General features: G+C 47.7%; 13 protein-coding genes. 8 read left to right on the top strand and 5 right to left on the bottom strand.

Going from position 1 to position 16,356, the window contains the following annotated elements:
- Positions 1–28 precede the first annotated feature (28 nt).
- Positions 29–3,988 carry a PAS domain S-box protein gene (locus ADIS_RS22160; protein ID WP_010852817.1) on the bottom strand — a complete coding sequence of 1,320 codons (3,960 nt, stop codon included), beginning with the start codon at positions 3,986–3,988 and terminating at the stop codon, positions 29–31.
- Between the two features lie 366 nt (positions 3,989–4,354).
- On the opposite strand from ADIS_RS22160, the gene ADIS_RS02960 reads away from it, so the two are divergent.
- The 3 genes from ADIS_RS02960 to ADIS_RS02950 all read left to right on the top strand — a co-directional run bounded on the left by ADIS_RS02960 (position 4,355) and on the right by ADIS_RS02950 (position 7,911).
- Positions 4,355–5,179 (top strand): endonuclease/exonuclease/phosphatase family protein, encoded by an 825-nt coding sequence (locus ADIS_RS02960; protein ID WP_010852816.1) that lies wholly within the window; start codon positions 4,355–4,357, stop codon positions 5,177–5,179.
- Between the two features lie 92 nt (positions 5,180–5,271).
- On the top strand, positions 5,272–6,363 hold the full coding sequence (wecB, locus tag ADIS_RS02955; RefSeq protein ID WP_010852815.1) for a non-hydrolyzing UDP-N-acetylglucosamine 2-epimerase: 1,092 nt from the start codon (positions 5,272–5,274) through the stop codon (positions 6,361–6,363).
- A gap of 240 nt (positions 6,364–6,603) precedes the next feature.
- Positions 6,604–7,911, top strand: a complete 1,308-nt coding sequence (locus tag ADIS_RS02950) for a nucleotide sugar dehydrogenase (protein WP_035804470.1) — start codon at positions 6,604–6,606, stop codon at positions 7,909–7,911.
- Between the two features lie 50 nt (positions 7,912–7,961).
- Here the strand turns inward: ADIS_RS02950 and ADIS_RS02945 are convergent, their stop codons facing one another.
- Entirely contained in the window at positions 7,962–8,723 is a 762-nt protein-coding gene (locus ADIS_RS02945; RefSeq protein ID WP_010852813.1) for a DeoR/GlpR family DNA-binding transcription regulator, read from the bottom strand.
- Positions 8,724–8,910: 187 nt separating this feature from the next.
- Between ADIS_RS02945 and ADIS_RS02940 the strand changes: the two genes are divergently transcribed.
- The 4 genes from ADIS_RS02940 to ADIS_RS02925 are packed head-to-tail and all read left to right on the top strand — an operon-like array spanning position 8,911 to position 13,319.
- On the top strand, positions 8,911–10,479 hold the full coding sequence (locus ADIS_RS02940) for a glycerol-3-phosphate dehydrogenase/oxidase (protein ID WP_035804520.1): 1,569 nt from the start codon (positions 8,911–8,913) through the stop codon (positions 10,477–10,479).
- Positions 10,480–10,482: 3 nt separating this feature from the next.
- Positions 10,483–11,985, top strand: coding sequence for a glycerol kinase GlpK (glpK, locus tag ADIS_RS02935; RefSeq protein ID WP_010852811.1), 1,503 nt, complete (start codon positions 10,483–10,485; stop codon positions 11,983–11,985).
- Positions 11,986–11,988: 3 nt separating this feature from the next.
- Entirely contained in the window at positions 11,989–12,735 is a 747-nt protein-coding gene (locus ADIS_RS02930; RefSeq protein ID WP_010852810.1) for an MIP/aquaporin family protein, read from the top strand.
- A 32-nt stretch (positions 12,736–12,767) separates the two neighbouring features.
- The gene (locus tag ADIS_RS02925) at positions 12,768–13,319 is read left to right on the top strand and encodes a pyridoxamine 5'-phosphate oxidase family protein (RefSeq protein WP_010852809.1); all 552 of its coding nucleotides are present in this window, start codon (positions 12,768–12,770) and stop codon (positions 13,317–13,319) included.
- A 77-nt stretch (positions 13,320–13,396) separates the two neighbouring features.
- Here ADIS_RS02925 and atpC read toward each other — a convergent pair whose 3' ends face one another.
- From atpC to ADIS_RS02910, 3 genes are all read right to left on the bottom strand, one after another.
- Complete coding sequence (atpC, locus tag ADIS_RS02920; protein ID WP_010852808.1) at positions 13,397–13,642, bottom strand: ATP synthase F1 subunit epsilon; 246 nt, start codon at positions 13,640–13,642, stop codon at positions 13,397–13,399.
- A 53-nt stretch (positions 13,643–13,695) separates the two neighbouring features.
- Positions 13,696–15,198: a F0F1 ATP synthase subunit beta gene (gene atpD, locus ADIS_RS02915; protein WP_035804468.1), complete on the bottom strand. Its 1,503-nt coding sequence runs from the start codon at positions 15,196–15,198 to the stop codon at positions 13,696–13,698.
- A gap of 178 nt (positions 15,199–15,376) precedes the next feature.
- Positions 15,377–15,865 (bottom strand): C40 family peptidase, encoded by a 489-nt coding sequence (locus ADIS_RS02910; protein WP_010852806.1) that lies wholly within the window; start codon positions 15,863–15,865, stop codon positions 15,377–15,379.
- Positions 15,866–16,103: 238 nt separating this feature from the next.
- Between ADIS_RS02910 and ADIS_RS02905 the strand changes: the two genes are divergently transcribed.
- Entirely contained in the window at positions 16,104–16,352 is a 249-nt protein-coding gene (locus tag ADIS_RS02905) for a hypothetical protein (protein WP_035804466.1), read from the top strand.
- Positions 16,353–16,356 lie beyond the last annotated feature (4 nt).

The following is a 16,356-nucleotide window of genomic DNA, read 5'->3' as shown; positions in this document are numbered from 1 at the left end:
CATTTATCGGCCCAATTATTTGGGTGATTTAAAGCTTTTTCTGAATGTGCTCCTTGATAAATTTGATTAACGTTTCCTGGTTGATAGGCTTGGTCAGGTAGTCGTTCATGCCCGCTTCGAGGCATCGTTCCTTTTCGCCCATTACCGTGCCGGCCGTCAGTGCCAGAATAGGAACTGAGGCTCCATTTTCCAGATTGCGAATGGCCCGGGAAGTTTCATAGCCGTTCATCAGGGGCATTTGGACGTCCATTAGGATTAAATCTGGCGTATGGGTCGTAACGTATTCGTAGGCTTCCAGGCCGTTGAACCGCTCGATTACTTCGATGTTTGGACTTACCCGTTGTAAAATGGCTTTTGTCAGCTTCATGTTCACGGGGTTGTCTTCTGCTACCAACACCGAAAAGGAGGGAGTTTCAGAAGGTGCTTCCGGTTCCGAATGTCTTCCAGTTTCCAGATGGGAGGCTTTGTTTTTGAGCTTTCTGATCGCATCATTGATCTGCTCCAGCTTCACGGGCTTTACCAATTTTTGTTTGATATTTAGCTCGCTCAGACGTTTGACGTCCAGGTTTTCTTCACTGGAGCTGGATAGCAGAATGATGGGTATACCACGTTGGTCTACCGACTTTATCTGCCGGATTTTTTCAGCAGTTTCTAATCCGTTAAGAAATGGCATTCTGTAATCCATCAGAATGAGGTCAATGGTTTCATTCGTTTCCAGCGTCCGTAGGCAGGCGATACCGTTTTCAGCCAAACTTACTAGGATGCCGTTTTCCTGAAGCATTTCCTGCATTAGGGCCCGGTTGGTTGCGTTGTCGTCGACTACCAGAATGTGTTTGATGGTTGAGAGATTCTTGGAACTGGCTTTTTCACCTACTTCAACCGCTATTGGCAGGTCGAAATAGAATTCACTTCCTACCCCGACCGCACTCTTCAATTCCAATTTCGATTCCATCAGCCCGAGTAGCTTATTGGAAATGGTGAGGCCTAGGCCTGTTCCCCCAAACTTACGCGTGGTACTGGCATCCTCTTGCGAAAATGCCTCGAAGATTTTCTCCTGTTTTTCTTCGGCTATGCCAATGCCTGTATCGCGGACGGCAAACCGGTAGACACTACGTTGCTCTCCAAGTTTTTGAACCTCGCTGACCTTTAGCTCCACTTCTCCTTTTTGGGTAAATTTCACGGCGTTGGTGAGCAGGTTTACCAAGACCTGCCTTAGCCGTACATCATCCACAAAAATGAATCTCGGGAGACTGCGGGGTATGTTGACCACCAATTCCAACCCTTTGGAATGGGCTTGGTACTTGGTGATTTCAGCCACCTGCTCGCCAAGTTGGAATAGATCCGCCCGTTCGATGGAAAGGTCCATCTTACCCGCTTCGATCTTTGAAAAGTCGAGGATGTCGTTTATCAAGTCAAGCAATGAATGCGCTGATTGATGCACCGTTTCCATGTATTGCAGCTGCGTCTCGGAAAGTGGCGTTTTCATCAATAGATCCGTGAAGCCAATTACACCGTTCAGCGGTGTTCGGATTTCATGGCTCATATTGGCCAGAAAGGCGGACTTCGCCATATTTGCGTTTTCGGCGACTTCCTTGGCTTCTTTAAGTTGTTTTTCCTGCTTTTTGTGTGCGGAGATATCCTGAACGACCGAAAGTATTACCCATCGGTCTTGGTCGTCTTTGTATCGGACACCTTTCATCAACACGGGGATGGTTTTGCCTTCCCTGGTTAGGAATTCTTTTTCAAAAGGCCCATAATACCCCTTTTCGGAGAGATCTCCTCTAAGCTTTTGTTCAAACTGCCCAAAGTCATTCGGTGCCAATTGCCGGAAGTTTAGGTGTAGAAATTCAGTCTTTTGGTACCCTGTGGCAATCAAAAGCGCATGGTTTACTTCCAGAAAGCGGCCGGTTTCGTAATCGTTCAGGACAATTCCGATAGGTGAAAGGTCAAACAGCCTTCTGAATTTTTCAAGGTTTGATTTGATCTCTTGTTCCAGAATTTTCCGATCCCTGATATCCTGATGGGTTCCATACATTAATAAGGGCTCGCCGGACTCAGTCCATGATCCTATTTTTCCACGATCCATGACCCATACCCAATGGCCTTTTCGGTGTTTCAACCTAATTTCACATTGGTAGTACTCAGATTCTCCCCTGAAGTGTTCTTCCAGCAATTTATTCGATTTCGATAAATCGTCCGGATGGCAGATCTCACCGAAGCCAGGTAGTTCACCGTTTGCCATGTCAGCTTCCGAGTACCCGATGATTTCGCCCCATCGCTGGTTGTAAATCCTTTTGCCGGTTTGAATGTTCCATTCCCATGTGCCGGCATGGGTGCCTTTTATGATGTAGTCTAGCCGTTTTGTTTTTTCTGAAAGCAGCAGTTCGGTTTCCTTGCGGGGAGTGATGTCGTTGGTGATGCCAACCATTCCTTCGATTTGGCCGTTTTCGTTCAACAGAGGGATTTTCGAGATGAGGCAGTAGCGGGTGGAGCCATCGGCATGAACGAGGATTGTTTCTTTGTTGATGATCTTTTCTCCTTTTGCCAATACCAATTGATCCTCTTCAAGCGCCGCGACTGCTATGGAATCTGGGAAGAGTTCGTGATCTGTTTTTCCAAGCACCTCAGCGTCTTCTTCACATCCCATAAACTCAAGCTCGGCGCGGTTGACCAAGGTTTTTTGGCCATTTATGTTTTTGGTATAGATGTTTACGGGGATGTTGTCAATAATCGTGCGCAGCAGGCTTCGCTCTTTTGCCACTTCAGATTGCCGGTTGATTGTTTCCGTGACATCTATGCCGTGGATAAGCAATACCGGGAATTCGGAACTTCTACTGGTGACAGTGGCCCCCAGCTGAAAATGCTTGGACTGTCCATCTGAGGTGCCCAGCTCCAGTGGGCCGTAGAATGAGCCGAAATCCTTCAGGCATGTTTCAAAAGCGACACGAAGAGATTCCTCCGTTTTGATCATATTCCGGAACTGAACGCCTTTGAGTGATCCCGGGGTATAACCAAGCAGTTTTTCTCCTGCCGGGTTGATACTCATGATTTCACCTTCTAAGGTACATCTGCAAAGCAACGCCAAGTCTTTCTTGAGAAGGAAGTCAAACTCCCTTTCCCGCTCCCGAATGAAGGCTTCTTTTTTCTTCCGGGCATGAATATCTTCTACCATACAGTAAATGGCAGGTTTTTCACCCGGCAGCTCAATGCGTTCCACACTGATCTGGTACCACCTGCTGTGATCGCCCGCTTTAAAAAAATATTGCTCCCGTATCCGTCCAGAGGTAGCCCTTGCCTGCTGTAGTTGGCATGCCAGCTTCTCGCGTACACTGCCAAGATAAGGGATGTCGGCCGGACTCTTTCCCAAAAAATAGGATGGATCCACATAGAGCTTTTTTCCTGGGTTGGTATGATAGCAAATCACCTTGTTTTCGGTATCTAGCAAAAACGCCAAGTCGGCTGATTCAGCCAGTACTTTTAAAATACTTAATTTAGGCAAGGAAGGCTTGTTGGGATGTAAAGCGTCTTCTAAGCTCTGTATGTGGATTTGGCTCTGTTTGGCGATCAAATCGATAAAACGGGCTTGCGAATGGTTGATTTTAACTTCGGCAGCCACAATGAGTGAAATAGACCCAATTGGGACTTCATTTTCATCCAATATAGGCTTGCCTATCACCTTGAGTTGCTCCGGATCAACAAATTGGGTGTGGAGACCCATGGGTAGTGGTTCACCTAGTAGGTCACCAAAAAATATTTCCTTGGCATCTAGTACAGTGGAATGACAGACTGATGCGATTTCTTCCAAATCCAATGCTGATATACCAAGATCACTTACGTATATACCCGACGAGGAGGCTATCGAGGAAGCTATTATGCCTGCGCGTGCTCCTAATGAAAGGGAAAGCATTTCAGCCAGCTGAACAAGAGGTTCACACCCGTTTATCGGATGAGATCCGCCCTCTTTTCCAGAAAGGTTTGCCTGGGACACGAAGGATGCGTGTATTTGTACAGGATTTTGAAGCATGGCTGCCTTAAGGTGATAGAAGGGTTTCAGTCGCTAATGTTAGGGGAAATCTGAAATTTTTCCTAATAATAGTTAAGTTTATTTTTAAAAATAAGCGTTTAATTTTAAAAAATTTTTGAATACCAATTTTTATAGTTTATAACACAAAAAGATGTATTTGAATAGAAGGGGTTGGTATTAGGTTTTTTTGAGCGGTTTTGAAAAAAAAATCCGGCTGTCAGGAAAAAAGACCGTTGGTATGCGCATGCCTGTCTCCGCGGCTACAAGGAATTTTTAGGAAAAGCGCTAGGAAGTACCTATTTTCGTTTTCACGAATGGTATAATAGAAGTATGAAGGAGACAGCCGGGGTATTTAGCTTTTTTTTACGTCCGTTTTTTGGTCTTTTGCTTAGCAGCCTTTTCTTGATCTGTGGAATCGGCATCATGGATGTGTATGCCCAGCAAATCAGTGTATTGTCTTATAACATTCACCACTGCAATCCACCCTCCCAGCCTGGATTAATCGATGTAGAAGCAATCGCAAGGGTGATAAGGGATAGTGGCGCAGACTTGGTGGCACTCCAGGAAGTGGATGTTTTTACCGAGCGGTCGGGCAGATACCTGCATCAGGCGGCCCGATTGGGCGAGTTGACTGAAATGTATTGGTATTTCTATAAGTCCATCGATCACGCAGGTGGGGAGTATGGCAATGCGATTTTGTCGAAGTACCCAATTTTGGCAAAGGGTGGGTGGGATCTGCCCAATGATGCGGATACAGAGCCCCGAACGGCTGTCTATGTGGATGTCATGCTACCTGGAGGAGGGGCGATTACCTTTGCAGGAACCCATCTGGAGTTTAAGCGGGAGGAGGTCACCCTAAAGCAGGCGAAATCGCTGGCAGAGTTTCTTGGTGCACGATCAGATAGACCGCTCATTTTGGCTGGGGATTTCAATTCGGAGGCGGGTAAGTCGCCGATAAATTTCCTGGACAAGATGTTTTTGAGAAGTTGTTTGGTAGATTGTGCCCCGACGATTCCCGAGATTAATCCCGTAAAGGAGATAGATTTTGTGATGGTCAGGCCTAAGGATGCCTTTAGGATTATTTCCCATGAGGTGATCACAGAAACCTATGCTTCGGATCATTTGCCGGTATTGGTTAGGTTGATTTTGAATTAGTTAGGTTTTTTGTTTTGTTTTCTTATTACAACGAGCATCTTTGCATAATGAAATTTTATATATCACTGATTTAGTACACAAATTCTTATTTTATGCTGGTAGATTTGATAGCAGGGGCGCGTCCGAATTTTATGAAGATATCCCCCATCATTGATGCGGTGATTTCGGCGCAGGGAGAGGGAAAGGATATTGATTTCCGGCTGATCCACACAGGACAACATTACGACAAAAACATGTCCGACAGTTTTTTTGAGCAACTGGGGATACCGCAGCCGGATGTAAATTTGGGTGCCGGTGGTGGAACCCAGGCTGAACAGACCGCAGCAATCATGATCGGGTATGAAAAACTGCTCTTGGAGGGAGGTAAACCTGATATTTGCTTGGTTGTGGGGGATGTAACTTCAACGATGGCCTGTGCGATCACTGCCCAGAAATTACATGTGCGCGTCGCCCACGTGGAGGCTGGCATACGATCGGGAGACTGGACCATGCCCGAGGAAATCAACCGCTTGGTGACGGACAGCATCACCAATTTCTTTTTTACCACCTCGGATGTTGCCAACAACAACCTCAGAAATTCGGGTATTGGGGAGGATCGGATATTTTTCGTGGGGAATACCATGATCGATACGCTGTTAAAGCATAGGCCAAGGTTTCGGCAGCCTGAGGTTTGGAATACCCTGGGCCTGAAAGATAAGGAGTACCTGGTGATGACGCTCCACAGGCCTGCAAACGTGGATCAAGAAGAGAAACTTAAGTTTTTGATTGATGAGATTGTGGCAAATACCCAAGGATTGCCGTTGATATTCCCGGTACATCCAAGAACCAAAGCCATGCTCAACAGAATCGGTATCGCCCATGAGAGACTGCACATGGTGGAACCATTGGGGTACCTGGAATTCAATTACCTCGTAGAGCGATCCAAAGCCGTGGTTACGGATTCAGGTGGTATAACCGAGGAGACAACGGTAATGGGCGTTCCGTGCATGACCCTTAGGGATAACACCGAACGGCCCGAGACCATAACCGAGGGTACCAATGAGCTTTTGGGTACGGATCCAAAAGCAATCGCTCCGGCCATGAAAAAGCTTTTTGGAGACGAGTGGAAGAAAGGCAGCATCCCGGCACTTTGGGATGGCGGAACTGCACGGCGTATCGTGTCCATATTGCTTGATAAGGTTTAGTCCTTTTCCTCACCGTGGACAGCATGATGGAGATTCGACTTAGGGCATGACAAATACAGCGCAGTGACTATACTACTGTTGAAAGTCCCCGAGTGACAGGATTCATCCATACAGGCTATCCCGAAAAGCTGGGAAAAGTGGTAACTATTGGATTACCAATTATTGACACATGTAGTCCATGTTTTTTCCTGATCCCTTGATCGCTAGTTAATTTTGATATAAAAAAATTCGTTGAAAAAAATGAGTGCACCATTAAAACCGTTTTCTGATTCCACCATAGCCATCATTGGCTTGGGCTATGTAGGTCTACCACTGGCAGTAGAGTTTGCCAAAAAATTTCCCGTGATAGGATTTGATATTTCTTCTAAGCGGGTAAAAGAACTCAATGGAGGAAAGGATTTTACCTTAGAGGTGGAAGATGAGGATTTGCAAAAGGTCGTAACGGATGGATACACCGGCAAGCCCGGACTCTACTGTTCGGATCAGCCGGATCTGTTGGCTGAAGCGAACATTTTTGTGGTCACTGTGCCCACGCCTACCGATCGGTATAATCGCCCCGTCCTGACCCCGATGATCAAAGCCTCCGAAACAGTGGGCAAGGTTCTTAAAAAGGGAGACGTTGTTATTTATGAATCTACGGTCTATCCCGGAGTAACCGAAGACGAATGCGTACCCGTGTTGGAGAAGGTATCAGGGATGAAATTCAACGAGGACTTTTATGTGGGCTATTCCCCCGAACGAATTAATCCCGGTGATAAAGAACACACCGTGGCGAAGATTCTTAAGGTCACCTCAGGCAGCACGCCGGAAGTGGCGGATTACGTAGATGCCTTATACCAAACGGTGATCATAGCCGGAACCCATAAGGCTCCTTCCATCAAAGTGGCCGAGGCCGCAAAGGTGATAGAAAACTCGCAGCGGGACATCAACATCGCTTTTGTAAACGAGCTGTCCAAGATATTTGGTCTCATGGGCATCGATACGCAGGAGGTACTTATTGCCGCCGGGACCAAATGGAACTTTCTGCCATTTAGGCCGGGTCTCGTGGGAGGACATTGTATAGGGGTAGATCCCTATTATTTGGCCCAAAAAGCACAGGAAGTAGGGTACCACCCGGAAATCATCTTGGCCGGCCGTCGGCTGAACGACAGCATGGGCAAGCATGTCGCCACTGAGGTCATTAAGTTGATGATGAGAAAGGACCTGAAGGTAATCGATTCCAAAGTGCTGATTCTTGGCTTTACCTTCAAGGAGGATTGCCCCGATGTACGAAATACCAGGGTGATTGATATCTACCAAGAGCTAAAGACCTTTGATATGGACGTCGATGTGTACGATCCATGGGCCAATAAGGAAGAAGTGTCGCATGAATACGGTATCTCCATCTTGAACGGTGGAGAAAAGCCGAACTTGGACGACTACTCCGCGGTTATCTTGGCAGTAGCCCATAAGGAGTTCAAAAACTGGCCTATTTCCAAGTCGGACAGCAAAGTGGTCTTCGACGTCAAGGCTGTTTTGGACAAAGAACTAGTGGATGCACGCCTGTAAGAATGGGTTTTAATTTAAATTATTGGCATTGAGGAGCTTGTTGTGAATAGCTAGACGACAATCACCTCAATGCCTTTTTCTTCCATTTTCTCTATGTAATGCTGCGACAGGCCGGTATCTGAGATGATCGTATCGACGTCCTCAATTGCGGCGATCTTGCCAAATCCTTTTTTGCCAAATTTGCTGGAATCAGCCAGTACGATTGTTTTTTGCACAGATCGGATCATCTGCATGTTCAGGTGGGCTTCCATCATATTCGTTGTTGTAAGCCCGAATCCCAAATCGATCCCGTCCACACTTAGGTATAAGGTACTACAGGCAAAATGGCGGATCATTTCTTCTGCGTAGTGGCCAACGACTGAACTGCTGCTTTTTCGTACCACTCCCCCTAGCTGTACCAATTCTACATTTGGATTGGCGATCAGCGCCATTGTAACATTCATGGCGCCTGTAAGCACCGTAAGGGGTAGGTCTTTTGGAATCGCATGGGCAAACGCAACCACCGTGGTGCCTGAACCGATGATGATGGCGTCACTATCTTGTAAAAAGGAAGCGGCTTTCTGGGCAATTCGGGTTTTTTGGTCTACGTGTACCAGCTTCTTTTCGTCCACCGGTCTATCATTTACATAGGGTGCAGCAGGCGTGGCACTTCCATGGGTGCGGTAAAGCAGTCCCTTACCCTCCAAAATCCGTAGATCTTTCCGTACGGTTACCATGGTGACATTAAGCTCCTTACTGAGCTCTGCCACACTCACATAGCCTGCCCTGTGCAGGTTATCCAGGATATACTTATGTCTTTCTGCTATGGTCATGCGGTCCGTTAGTTGCCCAAAGGGATGATCAGTTTTAGTCTTGTATTGAAGGATTGATCTTTAGTTGCTGTATGGAGACCTAATATTAGCACAAAGTAAGTCAAAAAGAAAGTATTTTTACTAGATAATGTTTTTCTTTCTTTCTATTTGTTTCCTTTTGTGCTACTTTTGGAAAAATGATTCGGAAATGGACAGAAAAACCAACATAAAAAGAATTAGCGACGAAAGAACGGTTTGGGACCTGGCCATCATTGGTGGTGGGGCATCCGGACTGGGGGTGGCGTTGGATGCACTTTCGCGGGGCTTGCGTGTGGTTTTATTTGAAAAAGCGGATTTTGCACAGGGCACCTCAAGCCGTAGCACAAAGCTCGTGCATGGAGGAGTCCGTTACCTTGCTCAGGGAGAGATAGGGCTTGTGTTTGAGGCATTGAGGGAGCGGGGCAGGCTATTGAGAAACGCTCCCCACCTAACGGAAAATCAGCCTTTTATCATACCTGTTTACACTTGGATGGATAGGTGGAAATACTCCGTCGGCCTGAAAATTTATGATTGGATGGCCGGTAGTCTTAGGTTGGGAAAGAGCCGGTTTATATCCCGTGATGAAACCATCCTCCGACTACCCCAAATTAAGGCCAAGAGGCTAAAAGGAGGGATTGTTTACCACGATGGGCAGTTTGACGACGCGCGCTTGGCATTGGCCATTGCGCAGACCTGTGACCAGTTGGGTGGTTGCCTGGTAAATCACTTTCCGGTACTGGATCTGACAAAGGATGAAACTGGTAGCTTAAACGGTCTGATGGTTAAAGATGCCTTAAGCGGATCGAAGTACCGGATACATGCGAAAGCCGTGGTAAACGCGACCGGTGTATTTGCCGACAAAATTTTGCAAATGGATGAACCCGGGATTCGAAAGACTATTCAGCCCAGTCAGGGCATACATTTGGTGGTGGACAAGTCGTTTTTGGGCGGTTCGGACGCACTAATGATCCCAGCGACTTCAGATGGCAGGGTGTTATTTGCGGTGCCTTGGCAGGATAAGCTGGTGGTAGGTACTACTGATACCCTGCGGGAAAAGGCAAAGATGGAGCCGAGGCCTCTGGCCAAGGAGATTAACTTTATCTTGGAGACGGCGAGCCATTATCTGGTCAAGCCTCCCTCAAGAAAGGATGTGTTGTCTGTTTTTGCCGGTCTACGGCCTTTAGCTGCACCAAAGGAAGGGAGCCAGAAAACGAAGGAGATATCTCGAAGCCATAAGATTATTATGTCTAAATCCGGCTTGGTTACCCTCACTGGTGGTAAATGGACTACCTTTAGGAAAATGGGGGAGGATACCCTGGAAGCCATCGGTAAAATGGGTGCCCTTGCATTGAGGCCCAGTACTTCTGTAGATATCCGGCTTCACGGACATACCGACCTAGTGGAGGAAGGACATTGGAAGTGGTACGGGACAGATGCCGATGAACTGAGAAAGCTGGTGAAGGAAAATCCTTCATTGGGTCGTCGCCTGCATGATTCGTATCCATATACCGAGGCAGAGGTTGTGTGGGCTGTTCGACGGGAGATGGCGATGAGAGTGGATGATGTCTTGTCGCGAAGAATGCGCATGCTGATTTTGGATGCCCATGCCGCCATGGCAATGGCTCCGAGGGTGGCTGACCTGATGGCCGAAGAACTGGGAAAAGACCAGCCTTGGAAAGACAAAGAATTGGCAGATTTTAATAAATTAGCAGATAAATACCGAATAGATAGCCTTTGATTCATGACAAACCAAACCCAATTTATCCTCGCACTGGACCAGGGCACCACCAGCTCCAGAGCCCTACTTTTTGATCATTCCGGACGGTCCGTGGCGGTTGCTCAAAAAGATTTCGAACAGCATTTTCCCAAACCCGGTTGGGTGGAACACGATCCGGGCGAGATATGGACCTCCCAGGCAAGTGTAGCAACAGAAGCCATTACCAAGGCGGGCATTACGGCGTCCCAACTAGCAGGTATCGGGATTACCAATCAGCGGGAGACCACCATCCTTTGGGACAGAAAGACAGGCAAACCGCTGTATAACGCCATCGTATGGCAAGACAGAAGGACTTCGGCGTATTGCAACCAACTCAAAGACCAGGGGTATGCCGAGTTGATCAACCGGAAAACCGGATTGATCATCGATGCCTATTTTTCCGCTACAAAGATTAAGTGGATTTTGGACCATGTGGAGGGTGCAAGGGAAAAAGCCGAGCGGGGAGAGGTCTGCTTTGGCACGGTGGATACGTGGTTGATTTGGAAGCTGACCAGCGGCAAGGAGCACCTGACAGATTTTACCAACGCCAGTAGGACGATGATTTTTAATATCCACGAGTTGAAATGGGACGAGGAATTATTGGATCTGTTTGATATCCCGGTGTCTATTTTGCCGGAGGTAAGGCCGAGCAGTGAGCGGTTTTGTACCACGGCGGGTGATGTGTTTTCTGCCAAGATTCCGATAGCCGGTATTGCCGGTGATCAACAGGCAGCCCTGTTCGGGCAGCTTTGCCTGAAGCCGGGGATGGCAAAGACTACGTACGGAACGGGCTGTTTTTTGGTGATGAATACGGGAGAAAAGCCGGTGCAATCCAAAAACAAGCTGCTAACAACCATCGCTTGGGGACTTGACGGGAAAGTGAATTACGCCCTAGAGGGCAGTGTATTTATCGGAGGTGCGGCCATTCAGTGGCTTAGGGATGGTATTGAAATCATTCGCCAGGCAGGTGACAGCCAAGCACTCGCCGAAAGTTTGACGGATAACGAAGGGGTTTATTTCGTGCCTGCGCTGACCGGCCTAGGTGCGCCGTATTGGGATCAGGATGCCAGAGGGGCCTTTTTTGGGATCACCCGTGGAACCACCCGCGCCCATATGGCGAGGGCTGCCCTAGAGGCTATTGCCTATCAAGTGTATGACGTACTGAAGGCGATGGAAAAGGATTCAGGAGAGGAAACAAAAGAAATGCGGGTGGACGGAGGAGCCACTGCAAATGACTTTTTGATGCAATTTCAGGCAGATTTGATTCAGTGCCAGATTAAGCGGCCTCAGATGTTGGAAACGACGGCACTTGGAGCGGCCTATCTGGCTGGCCTGGCCGTAGGCTTTTGGAAAAGCGTGGAGGATTTGCGGGAACTGTGGGAGGCAGACGCTGCGTTTGAGCCGAAATTGGATCAGGAACAGGTGTCGAAAAACCTTCGTTTTTGGCATAAGGCGATTGGCAGAACATTAAACTGGATGGAGGATTAAACTATGACGACATTTGTTGCTGAATTTGTAGGAACCTCCCTGTTGATCGCCATGGGCTCCGGGGTCGTTGCCAACGTGGTCCTGAACAAGACCAAAGGGTTTGACTCGGGGTGGATCGTGATCACCACGGCCTGGGCGCTGGGGGTTTTTATTGGAGTGGTAGTAGCCGGCCCATACAGTGGGGCACACCTCAACCCGGCCGTAAGCGTAGGGCTGGCATTGACGGGTGATTTTTCGTGGAGCATGGTTCCTCACTATGTGCTTGCGCAGGTGCTTGGGGCAATGTTTGGTTCGGGCATTGCCTGGTTGGTATACAAGGATCATTTTGATGCCACACCTGATCCAGGCTTAAAGTTTGCTCCCTTTGGTACCGCGCCAGCCATCAGAAATTACGGTTCAAACCTTGTTTCCGAGATCGTGGGCACTTCCGTGCTGATCATTGTCATCCTGTATTCTACGGATCCTGTCATCAACGACGGTAACAATACGCCCATAGGTCTGGGTTCTTTAGGCGCCTTGCCGGTAGCCTTTTTGGTTTGGGTGATCGGTCTTTCGCTGGGTGGTACCACGGGATATGCCATCAATCCTGCGAGGGATTTGGGGCCGCGTATTATGCATGCCATCCTGCCCATCAAAGGCAAGGGCGGCAGCGATTGGGCCTATAGCTGGGTGCCCATCGTAGGGCCCATATTGGGGGCTTCCATCGCGGCGGGGATTTATTTGTTGTTGGGGCTCTGGGGGATGGTATAATTGTTTTTGAAACGGGGATTTAATTCGAACTTATGGGAAAAAGGATGCCGATATTGACCGAAGAGTTGATTGACTTTATACGGATTCAAAAGATCTTTTTTGTCGGCACGGCAGCGGCCGAGGGCAGGGTCAACGTTTCCCCGAAAGGGATGGATACGCTGCGGGTTTTGGACGATAACCGGGTTGTCTGGCTCAATCTTACCGGAAGCGGCAATGAGACGGCTGCGCATCTGCGCCAACTTCCTCGGATGACTATCCTATTTTGTGCCTTTGAAGGGAAGCCAATGATTTTGAGGTTGTATGGTACCGCCAAGGTATTTCATCCCAAAGACAATGAGTTTCGGGAGTTGGTGGGACTGTTCCCGACTATTTCAGGCGCCAGACAGGTGGTGGAGCTAGCTATCGAGCTGGTGCAGACTTCCTGTGGGTTCGCGGTTCCATTGATGGATTTTAAAGAAGAACGCCCTATGCTTGCTGCTTGGGCTGAGAAGCAAGGACCGGAAGGAATAGAAGCCTATTGGTCGGAGAAAAACACCAAAAGTTTAGACGGTTTTGAAACGGGGATTTTTGGAGATGTTTCTTGATCAATTTTACCAAGCTCTTAAACGAAAAAAGGGCGGCCAATCAATGGGCCGCCCTTTTTGATAATAGGAAGGGTAGGTTATACCAACACCTTCTCCGCCAATACGATGATTTTGTTGTCGTTTACTTCTACCACACCTCCATCTACTTGGAGGGTACGTGTCCCCTCTGAAGTGGAAAAGGAAACAGAACCTTTTGCCAACGCTGATACGATGGGCGCGTGGTTTTTCAATACCTGAAACGATCCGTCCGCTCCGGGAAACGAAGCTTCGGAAACTTCTCCTTCGAATATTTTTTTATCGGGAGTAATGATTTCTAGGTGCATAGCATATTGTTAAAATGGGGTGTCGTTACGGAGACCCCCCATGGGCAACTTATTTATTTTACTTCCGCCATCATCTTTTCGCCTTTGGCGATGGCATCTTCAATACTTCCCACAAGGTTGAACGCAGCCTCTGGCAGGTGATCCAATTCACCATCCATGATCATGTTAAAGCCTCTGATGGTATCTTTGATATCAACCAAAACACCTTTCAGGCCGGTAAACTGCTCGGCAACGTGGAAAGGTTGGGAAAGGAAACGCTGCACCCTCCTGGCTCGGTGCACAACGAGCTTGTCATCTTCGGACAATTCTTCCATACCCAAGATGGCAATGATATCCTGAAGTTCCTTGTAGCGCTGTAGTATTTCCTTCACGCGGGTAGCACAGTTGTAGTGTTCATCACCCAAGATGCTTGGCTCCAAGATTCGGGAGGTAGAATCCAAGGGATCCACGGCAGGATAGATTCCCAACTCGGCGATTTTTCGGGAAAGTACCGTAGTGGCGTCCAAGTGGGCAAAGGTCGTAGCCGGAGCCGGGTCAGTCAAGTCATCCGCAGGTACGTAAACGGCCTGTACGGAGGTAATGGATCCGTTTTTAGTGGAAGTGATCCGCTCCTGCATCGCACCCATCTCTGTGGCCAAGGTAGGCTGATAACCCACCGCGGAAGGCATCCTTCCCAAAAGTGCAGATACTTCAGACCCTGCTTGGGTAAAGCGGAAAATATTGTCAATAAAGAAAAGGATGTCACGGCCAGCACCTTCTCCATCTCCATCACGGTAGTACTCCGCCAAGGTCAAGCCAGTTAGGGCTACTCGGGCACGGGCCCCTGGAGGCTCGTTCATCTGTCCAAACACGAATGTTGCTTTGGAGTCCTCCAATTTTTTCACGTCTACTTTGGATAGGTCCCATCCACCATGTTCTTCCAGGGAGTGGATAAAATCTTCTCCGTAGGTAACGATGCCAGATTCAATCATTTCTCTAAGAAGGTCGTTTCCTTCCCGGGTTCTCTCACCAACTCCGGCAAAAACGGAAAGACCCGAATAAGCTTTGGCAATGTTGTTGATCAGTTCCTGGATCAAAACGGTCTTGCCCACACCGGCACCACCAAAAAGTCCGATTTTACCGCCTTTGGCATAGGGTTCGATGAGGTCAATTACTTTTATACCGGTATAAAGAACTTCGGTAGAAGTGGAAAGGTCTTCGAATTTGGGAGCGGAACGGTGGATAGGAAGACGTTTGCCACTTTCCGGCTGAGGAAGTCCATCGATTGCTTCACCGATTACATTGAACAAACGACCCTTGATGCCCTCCCCCGTTGGAACGGAGATAGGAGCCCCTAGGTCGCTCACTTCCATTCCTCTAACCATACCCTCGGTAGAGTCCATGGATATGGTTCGGACACGGTCTTGACCAAGATGCTGTTGAACCTCCAAAACTACTTTGACACCGTTTTCTTTAGTAATCTCAAGTGCGTCCAAAATATTCGGCAGAGCGCTTCCCTCAAAGGAAACATCGACCACAGGTCCAATGACTTGAGTTATCTTACCAGTATTCGCCATTTTGATATTTTAAGATGAAAAGGAACTGAACTTTTTTATTAGGATGCAAAATTAGTTAATAAAGATTAATACCAAAGGATGTTTTAAAAATTAATCCACTTTACCTCAATTTTTTATAAGTCATCGTATATCCCTGATTTTACGGTAAGATTATTTTTTTAAGCAGGCATTCCAGGGATTAAAAAACCCTTCTGGCGCGAATAAATCGTCGGGACCAGTAATTTGAAAAGACGTTGTCCTCGGTGACTCCCAGGGAGGTGGAGGAATGGATAAACTGCACGTTTCCCCGCCCTGTTTGGGTCACTATCCCGGCATGGGTTACCTTCCCTCTTCGGTTGCCCGTGGCAAAAAACACCACATCCCCTTTTTCCAATTTGCTCTTCGGTACATTTTTCCCTACTTTGCTCTGTTCCTCCGTAGTACGCGGCAGGGTCACGCCAACGCTTCGGAAAGATAGGTACACCAGTGCGGAGCAATCCATTCCAGCACGGGTAGTGCCGCCATACCGGTAGGGAGTGCCGCGATAGGACTTTGCGGTATCTACCACTTGTTGAATGTTTTGATTCCGTATTTTTTTGGTAGAAGAACAGGAGAAAGACCCTGCCAGCGAGCCCAGGATTATCAGCTTGATCAGGAGCGGGCCTATTCGACCGGTGTGTAGACGCATGGGGTGAATTTTGATTTTGGGTCAAGTATAGTGGTTAGAACCTTTTTTACAAAATCAAAGCAAGAGTAAATGTCCAAAATAGTATGGGTGGGGATTTGCCAAAAAATGGTCGGCCTGGGATGGAGGGTTAGGAACTATAGGGGAAAATTAGTTAATTTAGCACAAAACATATGTAGGCTGCTTCCAGTGTATGCCCATTGGAACCTAAAGCACCTGAAAAAGCTCTTGGACAATTCATATGAGTAGGGAGGACTTTAAAAGATTGTCGTTGCAACGGAAAATCCAAAAACTCTACGAGGAGGGCACCTTTGTGGTGGCTATACGGTACTATGCGTACAAAGTAAACCTGTATCTATTGGGACAGGAATATGTGGAGGTATTTTATAACCATAAGCATGACCGGATTGACAAAATCGATTTCCTGAATCATCGTCATACCCGAATGAAGTTTTATCTGGACCAAATTTCCCTTGAAAAAATAGCCTGATAGC

This window comes from Lunatimonas lonarensis (genome assembly GCF_000390185.1).
In the GTDB taxonomy this organism is placed as follows: Bacteria; Bacteroidota; Bacteroidia; order Cytophagales; family Cyclobacteriaceae; genus Lunatimonas; species Lunatimonas lonarensis.
The sequence above is the reverse complement of the archived record's forward strand: the minus strand, read 5'-3'. Positions and strand labels throughout refer to the sequence as shown.

Excerpts from the sequence above, each read along its gene's own strand:
- ADIS_RS02960 (WP_010852816.1), top strand. The coding sequence starts at position 4,355 with ATGAAGGAGACAGCCGGGGTATTTAGCTTTTTTTTACGTCCGTTTTTT.
- wecB (WP_010852815.1), top strand. The coding sequence starts at position 5,272 with ATGCTGGTAGATTTGATAGCAGGGGCGCGTCCGAATTTTATGAAGATA.
- ADIS_RS02950 (WP_035804470.1), top strand. The coding sequence starts at position 6,604 with ATGAGTGCACCATTAAAACCGTTTTCTGATTCCACCATAGCCATCATT.
- ADIS_RS02945 (WP_010852813.1), bottom strand. The coding sequence starts at position 8,723 with ATGACCATAGCAGAAAGACATAAGTATATCCTGGATAACCTGCACAGG.
- ADIS_RS02940 (WP_035804520.1), top strand. The coding sequence starts at position 8,911 with ATGGACAGAAAAACCAACATAAAAAGAATTAGCGACGAAAGAACGGTT.
- glpK (WP_010852811.1), top strand. The coding sequence starts at position 10,483 with ATGACAAACCAAACCCAATTTATCCTCGCACTGGACCAGGGCACCACC.
- ADIS_RS02930 (WP_010852810.1), top strand. The coding sequence starts at position 11,989 with ATGACGACATTTGTTGCTGAATTTGTAGGAACCTCCCTGTTGATCGCC.
- ADIS_RS02925 (WP_010852809.1), top strand. The coding sequence starts at position 12,768 with ATGGGAAAAAGGATGCCGATATTGACCGAAGAGTTGATTGACTTTATA.
- atpC (WP_010852808.1), bottom strand. The coding sequence starts at position 13,642 with ATGCACCTAGAAATCATTACTCCCGATAAAAAAATATTCGAAGGAGAA.
- atpD (WP_035804468.1), bottom strand. The coding sequence starts at position 15,198 with ATGGCGAATACTGGTAAGATAACTCAAGTCATTGGACCTGTGGTCGAT.
- ADIS_RS02910 (WP_010852806.1), bottom strand. The coding sequence starts at position 15,865 with ATGCGTCTACACACCGGTCGAATAGGCCCGCTCCTGATCAAGCTGATA.
- ADIS_RS02905 (WP_035804466.1), top strand. The coding sequence starts at position 16,104 with ATGAGTAGGGAGGACTTTAAAAGATTGTCGTTGCAACGGAAAATCCAA.